A 23,599-nucleotide genomic window follows, 5' to 3' on the forward strand; every position below is an offset into this window, starting at 1 on the left:
GCGGTGTATTTCGTCCGCACCGCCGGAGAGCGGGACCTGGAAAAGGTGCGCGCTCTTCTGGTGGAGAGTTTTCACGCCACCTATGACGGTCTCCATGGCAAAGCCAGGGTGGACGAGCTGATCGCCCATCTCTTGTCGCCGGCGGCGTTGAAGGCGCGGCTGGCGCGCAAGGATGGCGAATTCCTCGTTGCCGATGACGGCCGCAACATCGGCGGCATGGGCTATGCGGTCATGTCGCAGGAGCTGACGAAAACCGTCATGCTGCATCTGCTCTATGTCAGCCCGGCGCTGCAGCGCCAGGGTATCGGCCGGGATATTTTCGCCGAGCTCGAAACCTGCTTCCCCGATGCGGAGATCATGCGTCTCGAAGTCGAGCCGCGCAATGCGGCGGCGATCGCCTTCTATCAGGCGCACGGCTTCACCGAGGTCGGCCGCAACGACAACAGCGCGCCGGGACAATCCGGCATTCCGTCGCTGATTTTCGAAAAACCGCTCGAAGGCCAATGAGATCGTGACGATCGAGTTGCCCGATGTTCTCGTTCGCAAAGCGCACAGCGGCGATCTGCCGGCCCTCGTGGCGCTGTTTGCCGCCGATGCGCTCGGAGGCCATGGCGATACGACCGATCCGGCGGCCTTTCCCGATTATGCCAAAGCTTTTGCCATCATCGAGGCATCGCCCAACCAGACGCTTTACGTCGCGGAGCGAGGTCGTCGGCACGTTCCAGACGATGGTGACGACCTCTCTGACCGGCCGCGGCTCCTCGGCGATGATCATCGAGGCGGTGCAGACCCGGGCGGACATGCGCGGGCAGGGGATCGGCGCCCTGATGATCGAATTCGCCATCGCCGAGGCAAAAGGCCGCGGTTTGCGGCTGATACAACTGACCTCGAATGTGATCCGCAAGGATGCCCACCGTTTCTATGAAATGCTGGGATTCAAGCCTTCGCATTTGGGCTTCAAGATGGCTTTGAAATGACCTGCTCTTCTCGTGGAATCGCTGGACAATTCGGCTTGGCGACGGCATAAGCAGGAAACGAATGTGGTTTGGCTCGCGTCCCGGCGAGCGCAAGGAAAAGACATGTGGAATCTTCTGGTTCAAACCTTCACCTGGTGGAACAGTCAGACGATAGGCACGCGTTTTGCGACCTGGCGTTTTGGCAAGCGCGTCGGCGAGGATGAATTCGGCAACGTCTATTATGAAGGCGGCATGTCTTCCTATGGCCTGCCGAAGCGCTGGGTGATCTACAAGGGTTATGCCGAAGCCTCCGCGATCCCGGCGGGTTGGCATGGCTGGATGCATCATCGCACCGATGTCCCGCCCTCCAAGGAAAATTATACCGCCAAGGAATGGCAGAGGCCGCACCGCCCGAACCTCACGGGTTCGCCGCAGGCTTACCGCCCGCCGGGCTCCCTTGCCGCTTCGGGCGAGCGGCCGCGCGTTACCGGCGATTATGACGCCTGGACGCCTGGCAACTGAGATGGCTCGACCGGGCGATCCCAAGCCCGGCTTTTGGCCACAATTGACCTTTACCCGCAGGTTGGCTGCGCCTGATCACGGCCATGGTTGAAAATTCTGGAGACGGGTACAATGAAGCTCTTCACGCGGAACCTAGTCCTGCGTGCCGCCGGATCGCTGCTGGCGCTTTCGGCCCTGCTTCCGATGGGGGCGGCAAATGCCGCGCGCATCGATAATCCGGTCGCCGTCTTCTCCGGCCTCGACAAGATCACCGGCCGCATCACCACTTTCGATGTTTATGTCAACGAGACGGTACAGTTCGGCGCTCTGCAGGTGACGCCGAAGGCCTGTTACTCGCGCGATCAGGCCGAAGCGCAGAAGATCGACGGCTTCGTCGAGGTCGATGAAATCACCCTCGATCGCAAGATCCGCCGCATCTTCACCGGCTGGATGTTCGCCGACAGCCCCGGCCTCAACGCCGTCGAGCACCCGATCTACGACGTCTGGCTGAAGGACTGCAAGACGACCTCGGACGTCCCGGCGCCAGGTAACGCCAAGGCACCCGCGCGCTGACCATTGTCACCTGGAGGTGACTTGAAAGCGGCGCGGTAAATAGACTCCAGCCAATATTGGAAGCGCGTCGCATGCAACTGATTGATGCGACGCGCCTTGGCCCCAGCCGTAAACATCATGCGTTGGGTGTCTTATTCCTCGTGAAAAGCCCCTTGGCGAAACGGAGCGCACCGGCGAGCGCAACGACGACGAGGATGCCGGCCTTTTTGAAGAAGGCCAGGGCAAGCGCCAGCAGCCCGACTTTCGCAGCAACCTTGGCGCCCGCGCCGGCAGCGATCATTCCCGCCATGCCGTAGGCGGCCATCTTGTCGCCGTCGACATAGTCCGCATAGGCTTTCCCTTTGTCGAACTGCACGAGCTTCGTGACAGTAGGAATGACGCCCTTGATCTCGGGCAGCTGCGCGAGGCCGGCAACGAAATTGAATTGAAGAACACCCTCACGGCCGAGTACGCGCACGGAATAGTTCAGTGTGTGCGGCACTTGCGGATCATCGCCGAACATCAGGTCGCGGGCCCAATGCAAGGCATGCGCGGATGTGTCGTAATGCGGCGGAGAAGCCCAGCCGACAAGCGTGATCTTTTGGAAACCCTGCTTCTCGCGCTCGACGTTGTTTTCCCGGATCGAATCCTTAATATTCTGTAGCAGTTCGTCGTAATTCGTCGTTGCGGCGTCGGCATCCGAGACGTAGCCGTCGGCGCTGTATCCGACGATGGAGCCCCAGGATTCCGCGTCGGTCGGCGCATATTTCGCCGGGAAAATCATGCCGAGCGTGCCTTCGGCCGCTTCCGCCGGATTTCCCCAGATGTCGACGAGCACCTTTTTCGTATCGGCAGGATTGAGATAATAAAAGTCGGCGGGCACGTTCAGCGTCGCCTTCGCTTCGGGCAGCTTGATTGCACCCTGCTGAAAATCGAGCTTTTCCAGCAATGGCTTTTCCGCCTCGGAAAAATCGGTCCGGTTCGGAAACATCTCCTGGTAAGGGCGTGCGCCGGCTTGACCCGTGAACAAAGCGAAAAGGAGCGCCGCAGCAAAATATCGTTTCAAAATTCTATCCCCCGTTGCGTTTCCGAACCTATTCAGATCGGCCAAAAAATCAACGCAGGGCTGAAACGATTGCGCTTAAAACTTCAGGTGTGGCGATTCCATCGCCTCGGCCAGCATGACGGCATAATCGGTCTTCGGAACGTCGATCGCCCCGAATGTCTTCAAATGCTCGGTGGTGAACTGCGTGTCGAGCAGTGTGAAGCCTTTTTCCCGCAATCGGCCGACCAGATGCACGAGGCAGATCTTCGAGGCGTCCGTCCGGCGTGAAAACATGCTTTCGCCGAAGAAGGCCGAGCCGAGCGAGACGCCGTAAAGGCCGCCGACCAGTCCGTCACCGTCCCAGGCTTCGACGGTATGGGCATGGCCCATGTCGAAGAGCGTCGAATAGAGCGATCTGATCGTGCTGTTGATCCAGGTGCTCGGGCGGCCGGATGTTTCCTCCGCGCAAGCCGCGATCACCGAATCGAAATCGTGATCGAAACGGATTTCGAAAGGCTGCCGGCGCACCGTCTTGGCGAGGCTCTTCGACACATGGAAACGATCGAGCGGCAGCACGCCGCGCATCTCCGGTTCGACCCAGAAGATCTCCGGGTCGTCGGCGGATTCGGCCATCGGGAAGAGGCCGATGGAATAGGCGCGCAGGAGGATTTCAGGGGTAATGCCTGGTGACTTCCTGCGCGGTCCTGCCATTCCTGTCCTATGCCGCCGGCGTGTTGGCGAGATGGTGCTCCAGCCAATGGATATCATAGTCGCCGTTGGCGATATCCTGGTTGGAGACGAGTTCCTGGAACAGCGGCAGCGTCGTCTTGATGCCGTCGACGACGAATTCGTCGAGCGCGCGGCGCAGGCGCATCATGCATTCGACGCGGGTGCGGCCGTGCACGATCAACTTGCCGATCAGGCTGTCGTAATAGGGCGGGATCTTGTAGCCCTGATAGGCGCCGGAATCGATGCGCACGCCGAGGCCGCCCGGCGCGTGGAAATGCGTGATCGTGCCGGGCGAGGGCACGAAAGTGCGCGGATCCTCGGCATTGATGCGGCATTCGATGGCATGGCCGGAAAAATGGATCTCGTCCTGCGTTACTGACAGGCCGCCGCCGGAAGCGACGCGGATCTGCTCGTGCACGAGGTCGATGCCGGTGATCGCTTCCGTGATCGGATGCTCCACCTGCAGACGGGTGTTCATTTCGATGAAATAGAACTCGCTGTTTTCATAGAGGAATTCGATCGTGCCGGCGCCGCGATATTTCAGCTTCTTCATGGCGTCGGCGCAGATCTGGCCGATCTTCATGCGCTGTTCGACATTGAGCGCCGGCGAATTCGCCTCTTCCCAGACTTTCTGGTGGCGGCGCTGCAGCGAGCAGTCACGCTCGCCGAGATGGATGGCGTTGCCTTCGCCGTCGCCGAACACCTGGATCTCGATGTGGCGCGGCTTGCCGAGATATTTTTCCATATAGACGGCATCGTTGCCGAAGGCGGCCGCCGCTTCCGTGCGCGCCGTCGACCAGGCTTCGATCAGGTCGGCCTCGCGTTTGGCGACCTTCATGCCGCGTCCGCCGCCGCCGGCCGTCGCCTTGATCAGCACGGGATAGCCGATTTCGGCGGCTGTCCTCAACGCATCCTCTTCCGTCTTCACTTCGCCGTCCGAGCCCGGAACCACGGGGATGCCGAGTTCGAGAGCCGTCGTCTTGGCGGTGATCTTGTCGCCCATGATGCGGATGTGCTCCGCCGTCGGGCCGATGAAGGTGATGCCATGGGCCTCGAGGATATCGGCGAACTTGGCATTCTCCGACAGAAAGCCATAGCCCGGATGCACGGCGTCGGCGCCGGTGATCTCGCAGGCCGCAACGATCTGGTGAATGTTGAGATAGCTCTCGCGCGAGGAAGGCGGGCCGATGCAGACACTTTCGTCGGCAAGGCGCACATGCATGGCATCGGCGTCGGCGGTGGAATGAACCACGACGCAGGCGATGCCGAGTTCCTTGCAGGCCCGGAGCACGCGAAGGGCGATTTCCCCGCGATTGGCGATGAGGATTTTCGAAATCATGGGCATCGGCCTATTCGATGACGACGAGGGCTTGGCCGTATTCGACGGGATGTCCGTCATCGACGAGGATCTCGGTCACCTTGCCGGATTTCGGCGAAGGGATCTGGTTCATGGTCTTCATCGCTTCGATGATGATGAGCGTCTGGCCTTCCTTGACGGTCGCGCCGATCTCGATGAAGGGACGCGCGCCCGGAGCCGGCGCCATGTAGACGGTGCCGACCATCGGCGCATTGACCACATTGGCCGGGTTGCGGCCGGGCGCTGCGGCCGGGGCGGCGGCTGCTGCCGGGGCGGCTGCTACGGCTGCGGGCGCGGCAAAGGCAGGTGCTGCGATCGGCGCCTGGACGTATTGCATCGCACCGGCGCGCGAAACGCGGATGCGCAGGTCGTCCTGCTCGACCTCGATTTCGGTCAGATCCGTGTCGTTGAGGATGTTGGCGAGATCGCGGATCAGTGCCTGATCGATACCCGATTTCTTTTCAGCCATGGTGTTGCCCTGTCTTCTTCTTATGCCGTGATGTTCTTCAGCGCGTGGAGCGCCAGGATGTAGCTGTAAGGCCCGAAGCCGCAGATCACGCCCTTGCATGCCGGCGCGATCATCGACTTGTGGCGGAATTCTTCCCGTGCATGGACGTTCGATATGTGGAGCTCGACGACGGGAATGGAAATAGCGCGGATCGCATCATGCAGCGCAACCGATGTATGCGTGTAGGCGCCCGCATTGATGGCAACCCCGGCGGCCTTTTCGTCCGCCTCATGAAACCAGTCCACAAGCGTGCCTTCGTGGTTGCTCTGGCGGAAGTCGATATCGAAGCCGAGTTCACGGCCGGCGGCCTTGCAGTCCGCCTCGATGTCCTTGAGCGTCTTGCCGCCATAAATGCCGGGCTCTCTTTTACCCAGCATGTTCAGGTTGGGACCGTTCAGGACAAAAATCGTTTGCGTCATCGAATGTTCCGTAAAATGCACGACGGCAACCTATAGACTCCGCGAAGGCCGAATGAAAGCCCTTACGGCTTGGCCGGCAGGAATCGCGCCACATTTGTCCACATGGCTGAAACGCTTCGATTTTGGCGATTTGATGAGAGGCCGGCCGGCGGCCCGCCCGTTCAGCAGGCGGTCTTGCCGCAACTGCGCATGTTCTTGACCTTGGTTTCGAGATCGTCGAGCCCGACTGCACCCGGCACGAGTTCGGTGCCGATCACATAGGAGGGCGTGCCGCTGATGCCGAGGCTGGAGGCGAGCTGGTAGGTCGCCTGAACGATTTCGTCATTCGGGCTCTTCGCCATCTCGGCGCGGAGCTTCTCTTGGCTGACGCCGAGAGAGCCCGCGACCGCGATCGCACTGTCTTCCGAGGCGCGGCCCTCGCTGCTGAGAAGGGCGACGTGGAAATCGGCGTATTTTTCAGGCGCCAGTTTGCGGAAGGCATCCGCCACCTTGTGGGCGGCGACCGAATCCGGCCCCAGGATCGGGAATTCCTTGAGTACGAAGCGGACATTCTTGTCCTTCTTCAGCATCGCCTGCATGTCGGGAAGTGCATGACGGCAATAGCTGCAGTTATAATCGAAGAATTCGACGACGGTGACATCGCCCTTCGGATTGCCGAGGATTACATCGTTCTTCGATTCGAAGATGTCGGCGCTGTTCTCCTCGATCGCCATGTTGGCCTTCACCAGCCGCGCGGCTTCCTGCTTCTTCTGCAGCGCCTCCTGGACATCGAGCATGATCTCCGGATTCTCGATCAGATAATGCTTGATGAATTCGCCGAATTCCTTCTTCTGCTGGTCGTCGAGCGCTGCTGCCGGAAAGGGAAGGGCGATCGATGCGGCAAGCGCCAGTGCGGTGAAGGTTTTCGGGAAGAAGGCCATGATATCCTCGTCATCGGCGGTATGTTCGTCTCCTGATCGAGAAGACCGTCGCCGGGTTAATGGACTTGAATGCGTCGCGTCAAGGTACGGTGCGTTCGGTTCTGCTCAAACAGGAATTTTCATCCGCGCGACGCTATCGCGGGATTGTGATGAGCCGATTATTGCGGCAATTGTCGGGCCGTCATTGAAGAAGCCGAGCGAGAAACGATCTTGTTTTCCATATCGAAACGCAGCGAAGTCGAACCCTTTCACGCCATGGACGTATTGGCGGAGGCGACGAAGCGGCGTGCTGGCGGGCATCCCGTCATCTCCATGGCAGTCGGCCAACCCTCCCATCCCGCGCCTGAGGCTGCTCTCAAAGCTGCGCGCGAAGCGCTTGCCGAAGGGCGGATCGGCTATACGGACGCGCTGGGAACGGCGCGGCTGAAATCGGCGCTTTCCCTCCACTACAAGGATCGGCACGGCCTCGAGATCGATCCGGCGCGTATCGCGGTCACGACAGGTTCCTCGGCCGGTTTCAATCTCGCCTTCCTGTCGCTCTTCGACGCCGGCGATTCGGTGGCGATCGCAAGGCCCGGCTATCCCGCCTATCGCAATATCCTTGGCGCTCTGGGTTTGAAGGTTGTCGAAGTGCCGGTAACGGCCGAGACCCACTTCACGCTCACCCCCGAAAGCCTCGAGGCGGCGCAGAGAGAAAGCGGTGTGAGGCTGAAAGGCGTGCTGCTCGCCAGCCCCGCCAATCCGACCGGCACGGTGACCGGTCGCGACGGGCTGAAAGCGCTTGCGGATTACTGCGCGGCCAACTCCATCGCCTTCATCTCCGATGAAATCTACCATGGGCTGACTTTCGCCGGAGAGGAGGCGAGCGCCCTCGAACTGACGGACGAGGCGATCGTCATCAACTCCTTCTCGAAATATTATTGCATGACCGGCTGGCGAATCGGCTGGATGGTGCTGCCGGAACGCCTGGTCCGGCCGATCGAGCGCGTGGCGCAGAGCCTTTATATCTCGCCGCCCGAACTTTCCCAGATCGCCGCCACTGCCGCTCTCGGCGCGCATCAAGAGCTCGATGGCGTCAAGGCAAGTTATGCCGCAAACCGAAACCTGCTGCTCGACTGCCTGCCGCAGATCGGCCTGGCGCCTGCTTCACCGATGGACGGCGCCTTCTATGCCTATGTCGATATTTCCAGATTCACCAATGACAGCATGGGCTTTGCCAAACGCATGCTCGCTGAAATCAATGTCGCCGCAACGCCGGGCCTGGATTTCGATCCGTTGGAAGGACATCGCACGTTGCGTTTGTCTTACGCGGGCTCGCAAACAGAGATCGCCGAAGCGGTGGAGCGAATAGCAGCCTGGTTGAAGTAGCGCTCAGGCGTAAGGGGCTGCTTGCCCTCCTGGCGGTCAGCTACGTGACGAAAACAACGAGGCGAGCGTCGAGCCTGGCTTGTTGTTCAGCCGCGGCACGACCACGAGCTGCTTGATATCACCGCGCTTGAAGGCGGCCAGAAAGCGCTTGTAATCCTTGAAGGATACGCAGCCGTTGGAATCGCCGTTCTTGCCGAGCATATAGGTGTGGGCAAGCAGGCCGACGCGATCGAAGATGGCGTCCGAGCCCTCGACCGGCGTCAGCCGGATCGCTTCGACGCCATGGAAAAGGCTCTCGCGCATGGTGAGGACATAGGTGTGCGGCGGCGTCGGTCCACGCATCTTCTTGTCGGCGAAGCGCGGCTTGTCGCGCATCTTGCCAAGTCCGGAATGGGCTTCCAGCCGTTCGCCGTTCGGCAGATAGACGGTGCTGTTTTCGATATCGTAGATCGCGACACCTGCGCGCAGTTTCGGCGAGAAGAGCGGCTTGTCGTAGCGTGGTACGGCATCGTCCTCGTCATCTTCGACCGGCGCGTTCGGCTGGGCATAGGCAAGCGCAGGTTCGGCAGAGCGCTGAGCACCCTTGACGGCCGGCGCCGGTTTGCCGACAAGTCCATCAGGACGCGCCATCGGCAGCGGCACCGAACCTGCGTCCGGCGCGAGCACGAGATCGAATGGCTGTTGCTCTTCGGCCTCGGCGACGACGACCGGCGCTGGTTTTTCCTGCGGCTCTGACACCGTCTTGGTGGAGAGTGCCGCCGGCTCGACAGGTGCCGGCGCAATCTGCTTCGGTCCCGCATCGGCAAGTGCGAGCAGGGAAGGAAGTTCGACGGCTGCGACAGTTTCCTTGGAAGGAATGATGATGCGGTCTTCGTTTTCCGCGTCAGTCTCGACCTGCGCAACCTCCGGCGAGGAGGTGACGATATCGTCCTTAGCGAATTTGGCGGTATCGGAGGGCGCGGCGGCAATGGCGACGGCCGGTTCGCCAGCTGCGACGAGCCGATTGTTCTTCGCAAGCGCCAGCGACGCCGTCGCGGCAGCATTGGTCCTTTTTGCATGCGAATGGATGAGATCGGCCGTGAGGGCGACGACCGGCCTGGCGTCGAAGGCCGCCAGGCGATCGGCTTTGCCCACATGGATCAATCGTTCGGGCTTCGTGGCCGGCTTGGGCTTCGGCGCTGATACAAGTTGTGTAAAGCTGTCGGACGGAGAGGCCGGCACGCTCATCGAATGCATCGTCGCAAAGGTCGCGATCAGCCATGTGGAGGTCAGAAGTCCGGCGCCGACGACACCGTAAAGAAAACCGCGAGATCTGCGCGAACGCAGAGCAGATCCGCTAAGAGGGGTGACGTTATCCAACGTCCCGACCGCAAACGCCATACTACACTCGTCTTTCAAACTCGCTACGCAGGCCGGCGGCACTGACTGACTAAACTTCGCCGGGGCCGGTAAAGGCGCAAATGGGCCGAATTTGGACCAAATGCGACTTACCGACTGTTTCGCAAGGATGACGAATTATGGTTTCTAATTTGTTTACGCGCCGCCGCTGTTTTTCTCAGCGTCTCAAAAAGAGATAGATGGCCTTTTCAGGCGCGTTCCATCACGTAGCTTCCCGGGGCTTCCTCGATCGCGTTCAGCGCATCGCCGCCGGGTTTGCGCGCGGGCACGCGTCTGCTGTCTTGCGTCTCGATCCAGGCCTGCCAATGCGGCCACCACGATCCCGGCGTCTCCGTCGCCTGCTCGAGCCAGGTCTCATATTCTCCCTTGGCTGGGCCGCCCGTCCAGTATTGGTACTTCTTCTTATCGGGCGGATTGACGACGCCGGCGATATGTCCCGAGCCGGTGATGACGAATTCCACCTTGCCGCCGAAGAACTGGCTGCCAAGGAAGACGGACTTGGCGGGGGCGATGTGATCCTCGCGGGTGGCGAGATTGTAGATCGGGATTTTCACGTCCTTCAGCGACACGGATTTGCCGTCGAGGATCATCTCATTCTGTGTCAGCGCGTTCCTGAGATAGCAGTTGCGCAGGTAGAAGGCATGATTTGCCGCCGCCATGCGGGTCGAATCGGCGTTCCAGAACAAGAGATCGAAGGGCAGGGGTTCCTGGCCCTTGAGGTAGTTGTTGACGAAGTAAGGCCAGATCAGCTCGGAAGCGCGCAGCATGTTGAAGGCCATCGACATCTTGGTGCCGTCGAGATAGCCGGTTGCCTGCATGTGCTCCTCAAGTGCTGCAAGCTGCTCCTCGTCGACGAAAACCTTGAGGTCGCCGGCATGGGTGAAATCGACCTGGGTGGTGAAGAGCGTGGCGGTCTTGATGCGCTTGTTTTTCTCTTTGGCATGCAGCGCCAGCGTCGCCGCCAAAAGCGTGCCGCCGACGCAATAGCCGACGGCATTGACTTCCTTCTCGCCCGTCGCCTTCTCGATCGTCGCCAGCGCGAAATCGATGCCTTCGCGTGCATAGGCGCCCCAGTCCTTCTCGGCGTGGCGCGCATCCGGGTTCACCCAGGAAATGACGAAGACGCTCTGGCCCTGGTCGACGCACCATTTGATGAAGGATTTCTGCGGGTTGAGATCGAGAATGTAGAATTTGTTGATCCAGGGCGGGCAGATCAGCAGCGGCCGCTTCAGCACGGTTTCCGTCGACGCCTCGTATTGGATGATCTGGCAGATGTCGTTCTGGGCGATCACCTTGCCGGGTGTCAGCGCCATGTCGCGGCCGACGGCGAATTTCGTCATGTCGGTCTGGCGGATGCGCAGATCGCCGTTTCCGGCGGCGATGTCCTCGGCGAGCATCTTCATGCCCCGTACCAGGTTTTCGCCGCTGGTCGCGATCGTCTCGCGATAGAGCTGCGGATTGGTGGCGACGAAATTGGTCGGTGAAAGCGCTGCCGTGATCTGCTTCACATAGAAGCCGGCCTTATGTTTGGTGTGCTCGTCGAGGCCGTCTGTCTCCGACACCATCTTCTCGGCCCAATCGGTCGTGACGAAATAGGCCTGGCGCAGAAAATCGAAGAACGGGTTCTTCTGCCAGTCTTCATCCGCGAAGCGTTTGTCCTTGCGGATGTCGGGCTCAGACGGCGAGGGCTCGCCCTGCATGCGCTGCATCGAGCGCATCCAGATGCCGAAGAACGAGGACATCAGCTGCGTCTGCGCCTCCAGGGTGCGGCGCGGATCGGAAATCCAGTATTCGGTGACCTTGGAGAGTGTTTTGACCATGTCGGTCATCGGATCGACGACGGTGTCGCTGATCTCGCCGCGCTCGCGCGGCGCAAGCCATGCCGAGGCGGCTTTCCCGAGATTTTCGAGCGCCCGGGCGAAATTCATCGTCATGGCCTCTGGATCCTTCAACAGATAAGGATCGAGATCGGTCGCGTCGAAACCGGCTTTGCCGCCATTCTTCTGGCCGCCATTCTCTTGCTTGCTGTCGGTCACCATTTCCTCCGGCGGCAGCACTCTTTTTATCCGTTTGTTGTACATCGTGACCGAACGAGAAAACAAGTTCCACCCGCATCGGCTCGTGCTATTGCTTTGTGGCTGCGACAAATTTAACAGTCGAAGCAGTCAGAACTGGATTTTTGAGGCATGACGAACAAAGGCATCCGGCGCATCGCAACCTTCAACCGCACCGCACTGATCTGCGCCGCGGCGGCGATGGCGCTTGCCGGATGCAATCTGACGGCGGAAGAGAAGGCGGCAGCCGCGGCCAAGCGAGCGGCCCCGACCGCCGTCGTCATGCCGGCCACCAAGGGCGAAGCGGTCGAAGGCGGGCTTGCAAAGTCGCCCGACGGCTATCCGAATTTCGGCGCGCCGCTGACGGCCGCCAATGTGCAGATGAGCGACGAGCAGGCGGCCGAATTGCAGCATCAGCTGACCGCGCTCGCCGCCCGGCGCAAGACCGGCGCGATCTCCGAAGCCGAATATCAGGCCAAGGTCGCCGAGATGCGCCGGCTCGCCGCCGAGCACGGCACCGAGACGCTCTCCGAAATCTCCAAATAAACCTTGCCTTTCAGGCAATTTGGACGCAAAGCCTTCGGCAGGGATCGGAAGATGCAATTTTCCCGATAATGCGTGCCAGCGCGGCCTTTCCGTCAAAGATTTGCCGCGTGACTTGGGTCTGATGAAATACGGCGTTGCGATTCTGAAGTTCGTGTCGCAGCCGCCGGGAGACGGAACGAACTTCGACCGCGGCCCGAAATGCCGCCTTTCCATGGGGAATGAAATGGAAGAGTTTCACAAAGTCCGGCGTTTGCCGCCTTATGTTTTCGAACAGGTCAACCGTTTGAAAGCAAGCGCGCGAGCGGGCGGCGCCGATATCATCGATCTCGGCATGGGAAACCCTGACCTTCCCACTCCCCAGGCGATCGTCGACAAGCTGTGCGAGGTCGTGCAGGATCCGCGCACCCACCGTTATTCCTCCTCCAAGGGTATTCCGGGCCTACGCCGCGCCCAGGCCGCCTATTACGCCCGCCGTTTCGGCGTCAAGCTCAACCCGGATACGCAGGTGGTCGCCACCCTGGGTTCCAAGGAAGGCTTCGCCAACATGGCGCAGGCGATCACCGCGCCCGGCGACGTCATCCTCTGCCCGAACCCGACCTATCCGATCCATGCCTTCGGTTTCCTGATGGCAGGCGGCGTGATCCGTTCCATGTCGGTCGAGCCGGACGAGAGCTTCTTCCCGCCGCTCGAGCGGGCGGTCCGGCATTCGATCCCGAAGCCGCTGGCGCTGATCCTCAACTATCCCTCGAACCCGACGGCCCTCGTCGCGACGCTCGATTTCTACAAGGACGTCGTCGCCTTCGCCAAGAAGCACGACATCATCGTATTGTCCGACCTTGCCTATTCCGAGATCTACTTCGACGGCGCCCCGCCGCCGTCGGTTCTCGAAGTGCCGGGCGCCATGGATGTGACGGTCGAGTTCACCTCGATGTCGAAGACCTTCTCCATGCCCGGCTGGCGCATGGGCTTTGCCGTCGGCAACGAGCGCCTGATCGCCGCCCTGACGCGCGTGAAGTCCTATCTCGACTACGGCGCCTTCACGCCGATCCAGGTGGCGGCGACCCATGCGCTGAACGGCGACGGTTCCGACATCGCGGAAGTCCGCAACGTCTACAAGCGCCGCCGCGACGTCATGGTCGAAAGCTTCGGCAAGGCCGGATTCGAAGTGCCGCCGCCGGCTGCCACCATGTTCGCCTGGGCGAAGATCCCGGAAAAGTTCCGTCATCTCGGCTCGCTTGAGTTTTCCAAGCTGCTGGTCGAGAAGGCCGACGTCGCCGTTGCTCCGGGCATCGGCTTTGGCGAACAGGGTGACGACTACGTTCGTCTGGCGCTTGTCGAAAACGAACACCGCATCCGCCAGGCTGCGCGCAACATCAAGAAGTTCATGTCGACGGCCGACGAAACGATGCATAACGTCATTTCGTTGAACGCACACCGCTAATCCAACTCTCCGGCAGCCGCCTTCCGCGGCTGCCGCCACACAGATATTTCAGGATCGATCCATGGCAGATGCCCTCAAAATCGGCATTGCGGGCTTGGGCACCGTTGGCGCCTCGCTTGTCCGCATCATTCAGCAGAAGAGCAACGAGCTTGCCGTCACCTGCGGGCGTCCGATCACCATCACGGCGGTCTCCGCGCGCGACAAGACGAGGGATCGCGGCATCGACCTTTCCGGCGTCACATGGTTCGACCGGCCGGAAGAGCTTGCCGAGAAGGGCGATATCGACGTCTTCGTCGAATTGATGGGCGGCGCCGAAGGGGCGGCCAACGTCTCGGTGCGCACGGCACTGCAGCGTGGTCTCCATGTGGTGACAGCCAACAAGGCGCTGCTTGCCTATCACGGCGTCGAGCTTGCGACGATCGCGGAAGAGAAGGGCTCGCTCCTGAACTTCGAGGCGGCGGTCGCCGGCGGCATCCCCGTCATCAAGGCGCTGCGTGAATCGCTGACGGGCAATGCCGTTTCGCGCATCTACGGCATCATGAACGGCACCTGCAATTACATCCTGACCAAGATGGAGAAGGAGGGGCTGTCCTTTGCCGAATGCCTTAAGGAAGCGCAGCGGCTGGGTTATGCCGAGGCTGATCCGGCTTTCGACATCGAGGGCAATGACACCGCCCACAAGCTTGCCATCCTGACGACGCTCGCCTTCGGCAATCGCATCGCGGCCGACGACATCTATCTCGAAGGCATCACCAATATCTCGATCGAGGACATCCACGCCGCCGCCGAGCTCGGTTATCGCATCAAGCTGCTCGGCGTCGCCCAGCGCACCGATACCGGCATCGAGCAGCGCGTGCATCCGACCATGGTGCCGGTCGATTCGGTCATCGCCCAGGTCGACGGCGTCACCAATGCGGTGGCGATCGAATCCGACGTGCTCGGCGAACTGCTGATGGTCGGCCCCGGCGCCGGCGGCAATGCCACGGCTTCGTCGGTGCTTGGCGATATCGCCGATATCGCCAAGAGCCAGCCGGGCGCCCAGCGCGTGCCGGTGCTCGGTCATCCCGCAAAAGCGCTGGAGCCCTATCGCAAGGCGCAGATGCAGAGCCACGAGGGCGGCTATTTCATTCGCCTGACCGTGCTCGACCGCACCGGCGTCTTTGCAAGTGTCGCCACCCGCATGGCCGAAAACCATATTTCGCTGGAATCGATCGTCCAGCGTTCCAAGCAGCATCTGGCGCCGTCGCACCACCAGACGATCATCCTCGTCACCCATGCGACGATGGAAGAGTCGGTACGCAGGGCCGTCGCCTCGATCAAGTCGGAAGGTTATCTTTTCGGCGAGCCGCAGGTCATTCGTATCGAGCGGCCGAAAGAGGAAGGCTGAGTTCAGGCGGAGACGGAAGAACCCGCTCGATATCACAGAGCGAATGGGCCGCCATTGCCGATCGGCCCATTCCCGGTGAAAGACCTGCCGCGTTTCTGCTGGCGGTGCGAGATGTCGAGCGCCTGATCGACTTCAGAAAGCTGCATCAAGAGCTTTTCCGTTCGAAAACTCGACAGGCCGGCGCCTAAAGGCGCGTGCGGATCCAACTGGTCGAATCTCATGAGATTTTTCTGGGTCGTTACCAGCTTCGACCGCATTCTGTTTGCCGCCCTGCGCAGTTTGGACAGGATCAAGCCGAAGAAGACGATGCAGGCGAGGCGTGGGCTGAAGCGGAAGATCTGCTTCAGCGAACCGGCCGCGTTTTTCCAGTTCTTCGCAGCGGTGAATTTCGAAAAGGCATAGAGATGAACCGATGCGAAGGCGCAATCGACGACCCATCGGGGAAGCTGCAAATTGCGGGCTACAGCGCCTTCGTACACCGCCAGAAGCGATCGGGCCATTCTGGAGCTGTCGGAAGACATGGCGGTGGAATGAATCCGGTATCCCACCAGGCCGAGCGGGACGGCCTCGATCTTGAACGCTTCGGCCACGCGTAGCTCATAATCCAGATCCTCACACCCGCCGATCCCGCGTTCCGCATAGCTTGGATCATAGCCGCCCACCACGTCATAAACCGCACGGCGGATCATCAGGCCGCTGCCGTTTCCGACGAAGCGGAAGATGAGATGCCGGGCCAAGACCATCCCCCTCGCGCTCAGGCCGGAGCTGGCTTTCGTGCAATAGCCCTCGGAATCGATAATGCGGTGAAGCGCGTATACGGCGCCCCAGTCGGGGGGCAGGGGATGCAGCGCCGACAACAGGGTCTCGATATAGGAAGGGTGCCAGAGGTCATCCGCATCCACGAAGGCGACATAATCGGACGTCGACGCCTCGATGCCGATGTTGCGCGCCGCCGCGACGCCTCGATTTTCCGTCGAAATGATGCGGATCCGGGAATCCTCTGCGGCGATCCGACGACAGATCTCGGGAGTGTCGTCCGTGGAGCCGTCGTCGACGATGAGAATTTCGAGCCGTGTGTGTGTCTGCCCCGTGACCGATTGGAGCGTGGAGGCAATGTAGCGCCCCGCATTGTAGGCGGGAATGATGACCGAAACCGGTATTTCAGAAAGAGCGGAAGCCACCATCCCACTACTCCTCCCCAAGCGCGGTTGGATGAAGACGGATCTGGTTCTGCATCAATGCCGTGGTCGCCGACCGGTGACTGACGATGATCAGCGTGCGGGAATCGTATTCCTTGAGCAGGTTGGAAAGCACGCGCGCTTCGGTCGGCTCGTCGAGTGCACTGGTGGCTTCATCCAGCAGCAGGATCTCGGGACGGCTGGCGAGCGCACGCGCCAAGCCTATCCGCTGCCGCTGGCCGCCTGAAAGCCGTATCGCCTCATCGCCCAGCCATTCGTCGAAACCATAGGGCAGCTTCTCGATGAATTCGGTCGCGCAGGCCATATCAGCGGCCCGGCGAACATCCTCCTCGGGGATATCGCGACGGAAGCTGATATTGTCGAGGACGGTGCCTTCCATGAGCTCGACATCCTGGCCGGCGACGGCGAGCAGCCGCAGCCAGCTGGAGCGTTCGATCGCCGAGAGGTCCTGGCCATCGATCGTGATTCGGCCCTTCGTCGGCTGAATGAGATCGAGAAGCATGTTGATGATCGTTGTCTTGCCGGAGCCGCTCGGTCCGGTCAGCGCCGTCGTCTCGCCGGCCCGGATCGAGAAGCTGGCGTGGTTCACGGCCGGCATCTTGGCGGCGTCGTAGAAGAAGGATACGTCATGAAAGACGATTTCATGCTTCAGATGCGGCAGCTGCGCTCCGCCCGCGATTTTCCTGCCATCGTCTTGTTCCGCAGTCAGCGCGAGCACGTTTTGCAGCGAGGCTTCGATTTCATGCAGGCGCAGCAGCTGGGAATCGAACTGTTTGATATGCGGCTGGAGCCTGTAAAGAAGGATCGTGGCGGACAAGGCGGCTTGGAAGTCCACCGGCAGGAACTGCGAGGACAGGATGATCGTCAGGATCACGCCGAATGTCAGCGTCTCGCTGAGGAGCGAGGTCGCCGCCCCCATCCGGTCCGAGCGGCGCCAGGTTTCGCCCACCTTCCGGGACAAGGTCTCGAACAGGCCCTTGTAGCGATCCTCCAGCCCGAAACTCTTGACCGCCTTCATGGTTTGCAGCGTCGTCCAGGTCAGATGGGTGAGTTCCTCCACTGCTGAAAGACTGGTGGCGCCGAGACGCCGATAGGCAGCGGCAAACAGGCCGAGGCTCAGATTGTGGACGACGCCGAACACGACCGCGAGCAGGGCGATCGGCCATGCCATGACGACCATTCCCGCGCCGAAAATGACAATCGTACCGAGATTGACCCCAAGCCGCACCAGGCTGGCGTGGGCCGAGGCCACCGAATAGGATTCGGTGGCGATCACATTGATCAGGTCGCTGCGCTCATAATGCTGAAAACGCTGGAATGGGATCGTCAGGATCTTTGCGTAAAGCCGTTGACGGATACTCTCGCTGATCTGATGGCTGACGGTGCTTGCGATGATCTCGTTGGCGAAACCGAGAACGATCCTGAGGATGATCGCGAACACGAGAACGGCGACCAGCATCGGCTTCGTCACGGAGGATTCGAAGCCGCCAAAGAAGGCCGGAAGCCAGGCAACGGCCTGGCCGGACAGCGGACCTTGCTGGCTGAGAACGAAAACGAGGCTGACCAGCAAGGTGATCCCCACCATTTCCGACAGGCCGGTCAGGATGCCGATGACGATCAGGATGGAGGTCTTCAGCCGCAGCGACGGAACAAGCTCCAGCAGTTCACGAAAACGCGCCGCGACAATGATGTTGAACGCGCTCGCCGATCTGCCGCGAATGGGTTTCCGTAGCTTCGTCATAGACGGTCCACCCGGGGTTCGGTGAAGGAGCCGATCCCACCGGCCGGCGCGGCTGCGATGAGATCGTAAAAGGAGATGCCGCTGACGGGAAGTGCCACCTCGATCTGCGCTGCCCCTTTTGCCGCAACGGGTGACTTGCCGGACAGACGCTTCAACAATCTTCTGCGCTGCCGTTTGACCGTGCGCCAGAGATCCCTGACGGTGCGGATGGCGAGCATCGAGGGAAATTCCCGGACCAGAATAGGCACCAGTTTCTTGGCCTGACCGTAGTCGCCGCCGTTGAACGCCTTCTTGAAATACCAGCGCGTCGTGTCGAATTCCGCCACCGTCGCCGCGTCGGCAAGATCGGGACGGCGCCGTTTGACGTCGGCCATGACAAGCGCATGGGACCTCAGCATGCGCGACGCGTTGCTCGACATATTGCCGGCGGTGAAGCGATAGCCGGTCAGGAAATCGGGAACCAGCGCAAAGGGCAGTCTTTCCGCCAATGCGAGATAGAGCTTCAGATCCTCGCATCCTTCGGCTCCCTGGTCACGCAGGCCGGCATCATAGCCACCGCATGCCAGAACCTCCGCGCGCGGCATAAGAGGCGTGCTGCCGTTGCCGATGAAATTTTCCCTGACCATCGCCTCGAAGACATCGCCCTCATGGATCACCGGTCTCGAGTGACCGAAAATCACGTCGCTGCCGTCGATCGCCGCATACCAGTTGTAGGCGACGCCGCGGCCCATGGGAAATTTCCCGACCGCCTGAACCTGCAGCTCGATTTTCCGGGGGTGCCAGAGATCGTCCGCATCGATCGGCGCGACATAGCTGCCGCGCGCCTCCCGGACGCCGTGGTTGCGCGCACGCGCAACGCCGCCGTTCTCCTGCCGCAGAACGCGGATGCGGGGATCGGAAAGAGCATATTGCTTTGCCAGCTCGAAGGTACCGTCCCGGGACCCATCGTCCACGACGAGTATCTCCAGCTGTTCGTAAGTCTGGTCCGTTACGCTGCGGAGCGTTTGCGCCAGCGTCTTTTCCGCATTGTATGCGGGGATGACGACGCTGACCAAAGGGGTGCCGGTGTTCATGGCGCTCATCCGATGAACGCCTCGGCTTGGCCCATCATTTCGGCGAAAGCCTTGATGGGGAGATCGCCGCGAACTTCCAGGCGCGGGAGCGACAGCGCGTTGTCGAAGAATTCTGCTCTTGCTGGCCTCGTTGTGAACCCGACCTCATAACCAGCCTCAGCCAGAATGCCGGGAACACGAAAATCCGTGCTGCCGTAGGGGAGTGCGATGGATGTCGCAGCTGCGCCGAGGCGGTTTTCCAACGTGTTGCGGGAAAGGACCGCTTCTGTCAGCAATGCGCGGTTGTCCAGCGCGCTCGCCGGCCTGTGAGAGGCCAGATGTGAACCGAACTTGATGCCTTGCCGATGAAGTTCTTCGATATCGTTCCACGCCATCAGCGGGGCCGGTTCGCCATAGGAAGCATCCCAATCCGATCGGCCGCCGACCTTATCCGTCACCACGAAAACATCCGCGCCGAAGCCGTTCTCGGCAAGGATCGGAAAAGCATTGGCGAGGAAATCGAGATAGGCGTCGTCGAAGGTCAGGACGACCGGTCGCCCTTGGATCGGTTTTCCGGCTCGAAGCAGTTCGGCTAGACCGTCCGCCGTCAGCGTGTAGTAACCCCGCCGCCGGAGAAACTGCATCTGCTGCCGGAATATATCAGGAGCGATCCGGTAGCGCTGCAGCCGGTCCGGACCTTCGCCCGAAATCCTGTGATACATCAGCACCGGGATCGACGTGGTCGTCTCGTTCGACCAGGCCGCCGCGCGATCGACGCCGGCAGGTCCCCAGATGATGTGCTTGGCCACATCGCTCTCCAGGGGAACGCCGTGCTGTTCGACCCGCATCGTGTGGGCAGACGTCTCGCACTTGCGGAACCGATGGATGGCGTAAAGCTCGGTCTCGATCGTTTCTTCCAGCGCCAGTTCCGGCAGGTCTGAAAGAATTTTCCGGATCGTGCCGATACCGAACGGATTGCTCCAATCGAAACCGGTCCTGTCAGGCTCGTCACGTCTGAGATGGGCGTGCGCCGTGATCAGATAGCCGTCCGGCTTCAAGGCCGCGGCAATCTTTCGGCAGACCCGTTCCAGGACCTCTTCATCATCCATGTAGTAGAGGACTTCCGAGCAGACGATGAGGTCCTGCCCACCTGGAATGTCGTCGCCTGCAAAATCCAGAACACGAAATTCCGCGTTGCTGCTCTCCCGGCATCTCTGGGAGGCTCTTTCGATCGCGCGCCGCGAAATATCCGTTGCGGTCAACGCCCCGACCTTCTGCGCAAGCTTTGCGGAGAATATTCCCTCCGCGCAGGCAAGTTCCAGGGCCTTGCCTATGCCTTCCGGGACAAGGCTCAGTGTCTGCTCGTATTTGACCTGTTCATAGATGGAGAGATAGTTCCACGGATCGGGGCGCTCGAAGACGCGCTCCCAATATTCTTCCTTGGAAACGGCCTCGGACGGAACGGCGTGTTTGCCGGTTTGTTTTTCCGGGCGCTCGGCTGCGGCGGCACTGTGCGGCTCGCTGGCCGGCTTTGCCACGGAAGGAAGCGGACCATTGTTTCTACCCCCGTCCGCTGAGGATTTTACAAGAGCATTCTCGTGGGTCGAGCGAACCAGGCGGCGCAGCCGCCCCCGCCGTCTTCCTCCCCGGCGAAGGATTCCGAGAAAGCCCCGGTAGTTGCGGACGACTTCGAAAGACCAGTCGCGGGCGTAAGCGAATGTCATTGGCGCGGGCAGCCGATTGCCCGCATGCATTTCCCTGACGATCAGATGCACGAGTGCACCTATGGACAGATCTCCCCATAGCGGTCCGACATGGGTGCCGATATGCTCGTGGCCGGACGAAAGCTGCAGCAGCAGCGTATCGGCTTCGGCCGCCTTCGAAATCGGGGCGAGATGCCTGGCGTCGACGCCGACCGCCTGAACGCGTCCGAGCCTGAAGGAACGCGAGAGGGCTTCCGACGATAGTCGCCAGGCAAGGAGTTGCTCTACCTTGCGTGCCGTTCCGGGAAACGAATGGCTTTCGATCAGGCTGAGGAGGTGCGCAATTGTGGGCGCCCAGGAGTCGATGACATCGACCAAGTCAGCGGTATTCTGGACCAGCCGTCCCGTCCGCAATCCATGAAGGATCACCAGCGCCATAAGATCCTCGGAGCCTGAAGCATCAGGAAATACCGGCAGAAGCCGCGCCAGTTCCGCGAGATCGTCTTCCGGGCAAAGATTGGCCGAAGCGACCCAGACCAGCATCCGCAACTGGCTGAGCGCCGGCGTCAGCCAGGCGGCGTCTTCACGCTGCGCCGGCAATCCGTGTTTCGATTGCAGCGCCTGCGCCCTTTTCGTCACGAAAACCGCGTCCCGCACCATCTTGACCGGATCGGCCGACAGAGAGCCTTCCTTCATGCGGTAGAAGGCGAGGCACTTGTCTACCGATTGGAAGCGAGCCCCGGCGAATGCCATGCGAAGCCAGAGATCCCAATCTTCGCAGGTTTGCAGCGAGGCATCCATGCCGCCGATTTGCTTGAAAAGGCTGCGCGAGAAAACCGCCGTATGAATGGCGAGGGCACAGAATGACGACAATTCGGAGATTGCGCGATCGCCGGTGAGATCGGGCGCGTCCTCGATCTTCAGCATCCGGCCGTCGGCTGTGACACGGCGATAGCTGCAATGGGCTATAAGCGGTTGGGATTGATCCTTGGCGACCGGCAGCATGTTCTCGATGAAAGCGGGGTCCAGCCAATCGTCCGCATCGAGCATGCAGAGCAGGGGGGCAAGGGCAAGCTCGGCGGCCGCGTTGCGTGCGGCGGCGGCGCCGCCATTCGGCTGACGGTGGATCGTGATCCGGCTGTCCGTCCGGGCCAGGCTTTCAAGCACCTCCCAGGTGTTGTCGCGCGAACCGTCATCCACCACGACCGCCTGCCAGCTTGTGATCGTCTGATTTTTCAGGCTGCCCAAGCAATCCGCCAGCGTCGCAACGGCGTTGAAGGCCGGGATGAGAAATGAAATTGCAGGCCTCGGCGCAGTCACCATGGCTGCACTTTCCAGCGGCTGAGAAGATAAAAGGCGCCATGCAGGCTGCCCAGAACTTCTTCCTTCAGAAAAAAGTCCTGCGAGGTCGTTCCTTTCCTCAGCCGTCTTTTCCACCTTTTGAAATAATATTCGGGAAGCGAGACAAGAATGCGGCGCAGATGTCCGCGATTGCCGGTGTTCTGATACTGGACCAGCAACGCCGCCACATGGCCGCTCATATATTGGTGGATCTGTCGCGCCAGCCCGTCCATCTCCTTGCGGTGGAAATGCCATGAAACCGCAGTCGGTTCGTAACGGCAGATCTGGCCGTGATGGAGGAGGCGATTCCAGAATTCGGAATCGCCGGAACAGCCGGCCGCTCCCATGTCCAGCCGGATGTCGAACAGGCCGGATTCATCGAATACCTTTCGGCGAAAGGCCTGACTTGCTCCCGCACCGACCAGCCAGACCGGCGCCCCATATCGCTCGTGCTGGCGATAGAAATCCTGATCGAAGTCCTTGCGCCGGTAGCCCCGTCCGAAGCCCCAATGGGTTTCGAATATCAGCTGGGCGGGGGTGGAAAGCTCTCCAGGCAGAACAAGTCCGGTGACGCATCCGATGTCAGGCCGATCGAATGCCTTCATCAGATTCTCGAGCCATCGTTCGTGCAGCACCACATCGTCGTCGGTGAATGCGACAAATTCGGTCTTTGCCGCGCGCACGGCAGCATTGCGGGCATGGTCCAACCCGATCCTGTCTTCCCTGACATAGGTGGCGCCGGCCGCCTCCACGACGCGACGCGTCGCATCGCCGGCCGACGCATTGTCGACCACGATAATCTCGACCGGAGGAAGCGATTGCTTCGGCACGGATGCCAGGCATCGGGCAAGTTCTTCAGGCCGGTCCTTGGTGCAGATGAGAACGCTGACATCGCGGTTCACGATCGGCGCCTGCATCACCCGCCGCGCGTTTTCGACGATATCCGGCTGCACGGTCTTCGCAAACAAGGCAGCCGGACTCTCGGGGCTTTCGACATAGGCCTGGCCCACGGGAAGCCCTTCGGACATGAATACCACGAGCCCGGCGCCGATCGCTGGAGCTTCCGTACCGACTGCATACGAGGAGGGATCCAAGTATTGGGTAGGCATTGGAAAGACGACGTCTTTCATGTCGCGTGGGATCGTTCCCCTTATCGTCACGCTCACCTCAGAGACTCGAGAAACCACTCAGTTGCATGGGCTTGCCCTGGCGCGGGCTGCGGGCGGCGACGGCGCTGGCTTTCAAGGCGCGAGGCTTCATCTCCGCCCTGAACCAGTCGAGCGTCTTCTGCACACCCTCCTCGTACGTGACCTTGCAGGACCATTCCGGCATCACGTATTTGGCGTTGGTCAGATCCGGGCGCCGGTTGGTCGGATCCTGCG

General features: G+C 60.9%; 20 protein-coding genes and 2 pseudogenes. 8 read left to right on the top strand and 14 right to left on the bottom strand.

From position 1 onward, the window contains the following. Positions 1-3 precede the first annotated feature (3 nt). The 4 genes and pseudogenes from CO670_RS22155 (at position 4) to CO670_RS22170 (ending at position 2,030) form a co-directional block, all read left to right on the top strand. A complete protein-coding gene (locus CO670_RS22155; RefSeq protein WP_097592232.1) occupies positions 4-507 on the top strand; it encodes a GNAT family N-acetyltransferase in 504 nt (167 codons plus the stop codon). 4 nt (positions 508-511) lie between these two features. Continuing rightward, a pseudogene (locus tag CO670_RS22160) lies at positions 512-977 on the top strand (GNAT family N-acetyltransferase). 102 nt (positions 978-1,079) lie between these two features. Continuing rightward, positions 1,080-1,478 (top strand): NADH:ubiquinone oxidoreductase subunit NDUFA12, encoded by a 399-nt coding sequence (locus CO670_RS22165; RefSeq protein ID WP_097592233.1) that lies wholly within the window; start codon positions 1,080-1,082, stop codon positions 1,476-1,478. A 111-nt stretch (positions 1,479-1,589) separates the two neighbouring features. Next, positions 1,590-2,030, top strand: coding sequence for a DUF2155 domain-containing protein (locus CO670_RS22170; protein WP_097592234.1), 441 nt, complete (start codon positions 1,590-1,592; stop codon positions 2,028-2,030). 115 nt (positions 2,031-2,145) lie between these two features. Here the strand turns inward: CO670_RS22170 and CO670_RS22175 are convergent, their stop codons facing one another. The 6 genes from CO670_RS22175 to CO670_RS22200 form a co-directional block, all read right to left on the bottom strand. Beyond that, positions 2,146-3,075, bottom strand: a complete 930-nt coding sequence (locus CO670_RS22175) for a DUF2167 domain-containing protein (protein WP_097592235.1) — start codon at positions 3,073-3,075, stop codon at positions 2,146-2,148. Between the two features lie 75 nt (positions 3,076-3,150). Then, entirely contained in the window at positions 3,151-3,765 is a 615-nt protein-coding gene (gene aat, locus CO670_RS22180) for a leucyl/phenylalanyl-tRNA--protein transferase (protein WP_097592236.1), read from the bottom strand. A gap of 7 nt (positions 3,766-3,772) precedes the next feature. Then, entirely contained in the window at positions 3,773-5,128 is a 1,356-nt protein-coding gene (gene accC / locus CO670_RS22185; protein ID WP_176539001.1) for an acetyl-CoA carboxylase biotin carboxylase subunit, read from the bottom strand. A 4-nt stretch (positions 5,129-5,132) separates the two neighbouring features. Further along, complete coding sequence (accB, locus tag CO670_RS22190; protein WP_097592237.1) at positions 5,133-5,609, bottom strand: acetyl-CoA carboxylase biotin carboxyl carrier protein; 477 nt, start codon at positions 5,607-5,609, stop codon at positions 5,133-5,135. A gap of 20 nt (positions 5,610-5,629) precedes the next feature. Further along, positions 5,630-6,067: a type II 3-dehydroquinate dehydratase gene (gene aroQ / locus CO670_RS22195; protein ID WP_097592238.1), complete on the bottom strand. Its 438-nt coding sequence runs from the start codon at positions 6,065-6,067 to the stop codon at positions 5,630-5,632. Between the two features lie 161 nt (positions 6,068-6,228). Next, positions 6,229-6,987, bottom strand: a complete 759-nt coding sequence (locus CO670_RS22200; protein ID WP_097592239.1) for a DsbA family protein — start codon at positions 6,985-6,987, stop codon at positions 6,229-6,231. A 210-nt stretch (positions 6,988-7,197) separates the two neighbouring features. Between CO670_RS22200 and CO670_RS22205 the strand changes: the two genes are divergently transcribed. Beyond that, positions 7,198-8,355 (top strand): aminotransferase class I/II-fold pyridoxal phosphate-dependent enzyme, encoded by a 1,158-nt coding sequence (locus tag CO670_RS22205; protein WP_097592240.1) that lies wholly within the window; start codon positions 7,198-7,200, stop codon positions 8,353-8,355. 36 nt (positions 8,356-8,391) lie between these two features. Here the strand turns inward: CO670_RS22205 and CO670_RS22210 are convergent, their stop codons facing one another. Both CO670_RS22210 and phaC read right to left on the bottom strand, forming a co-directional pair. Beyond that, entirely contained in the window at positions 8,392-9,735 is a 1,344-nt protein-coding gene (locus CO670_RS22210; RefSeq protein ID WP_097592241.1) for a DUF2778 domain-containing protein, read from the bottom strand. Positions 9,736-9,941: 206 nt separating this feature from the next. Further along, entirely contained in the window at positions 9,942-11,792 is a 1,851-nt protein-coding gene (gene phaC, locus CO670_RS22215; RefSeq protein WP_245425937.1) for a class I poly(R)-hydroxyalkanoic acid synthase, read from the bottom strand. 147 nt (positions 11,793-11,939) lie between these two features. On the opposite strand from phaC, the gene CO670_RS22220 reads away from it, so the two are divergent. The 3 genes from CO670_RS22220 (at position 11,940) to CO670_RS22230 (ending at position 15,181) form a co-directional block, all read left to right on the top strand. Further along, complete coding sequence (locus CO670_RS22220) at positions 11,940-12,353, top strand: hypothetical protein (RefSeq protein ID WP_097592243.1); 414 nt, start codon at positions 11,940-11,942, stop codon at positions 12,351-12,353. 223 nt (positions 12,354-12,576) lie between these two features. Then, complete coding sequence (locus CO670_RS22225; protein ID WP_038692505.1) at positions 12,577-13,794, top strand: LL-diaminopimelate aminotransferase; 1,218 nt, start codon at positions 12,577-12,579, stop codon at positions 13,792-13,794. A gap of 61 nt (positions 13,795-13,855) precedes the next feature. Further along, a complete protein-coding gene (locus CO670_RS22230; protein ID WP_097592244.1) occupies positions 13,856-15,181 on the top strand; it encodes a homoserine dehydrogenase in 1,326 nt (441 codons plus the stop codon). A gap of 32 nt (positions 15,182-15,213) precedes the next feature. Here CO670_RS22230 and CO670_RS22235 read toward each other — a convergent pair whose 3' ends face one another. From CO670_RS22235 to CO670_RS22260, 6 genes and pseudogenes are all read right to left on the bottom strand, one after another. After that, positions 15,214-16,365 carry a glycosyltransferase family 2 protein gene (locus tag CO670_RS22235; protein WP_097592245.1) on the bottom strand — a complete coding sequence of 384 codons (1,152 nt, stop codon included), beginning with the start codon at positions 16,363-16,365 and terminating at the stop codon, positions 15,214-15,216. A 4-nt stretch (positions 16,366-16,369) separates the two neighbouring features. Beyond that, positions 16,370-18,121: an ABC transporter ATP-binding protein gene (locus CO670_RS22240; RefSeq protein WP_097592246.1), complete on the bottom strand. Its 1,752-nt coding sequence runs from the start codon at positions 18,119-18,121 to the stop codon at positions 16,370-16,372. Continuing rightward, entirely contained in the window at positions 18,118-19,194 is a 1,077-nt protein-coding gene (locus CO670_RS22245; protein ID WP_245425935.1) for a glycosyltransferase family 2 protein, read from the bottom strand. The genes CO670_RS22240 and CO670_RS22245 overlap by 4 nt, the downstream gene beginning before the upstream one ends. Before the next feature lie 5 nt (positions 19,195-19,199). After that, positions 19,200-22,199, bottom strand: coding sequence for a trifunctional glycosyltransferase/class I SAM-dependent methyltransferase/polysaccharide deacetylase (locus CO670_RS22250; RefSeq protein WP_097592248.1), 3,000 nt, complete (start codon positions 22,197-22,199; stop codon positions 19,200-19,202). Next, positions 22,193-23,347, bottom strand: a complete 1,155-nt coding sequence (locus CO670_RS22255) for a glycosyltransferase (RefSeq protein WP_097592249.1) — start codon at positions 23,345-23,347, stop codon at positions 22,193-22,195. The genes CO670_RS22250 and CO670_RS22255 overlap by 7 nt, the downstream gene beginning before the upstream one ends. Before the next feature lie 37 nt (positions 23,348-23,384). Beyond that, positions 23,385-23,599: pseudogene (locus tag CO670_RS22260) on the bottom strand (hypothetical protein); the annotation flags it as partial.

This window comes from Rhizobium sp. J15, assembly GCF_002531825.1.
Lineage (GTDB): Bacteria > Pseudomonadota > Alphaproteobacteria > Rhizobiales > Rhizobiaceae > Rhizobium.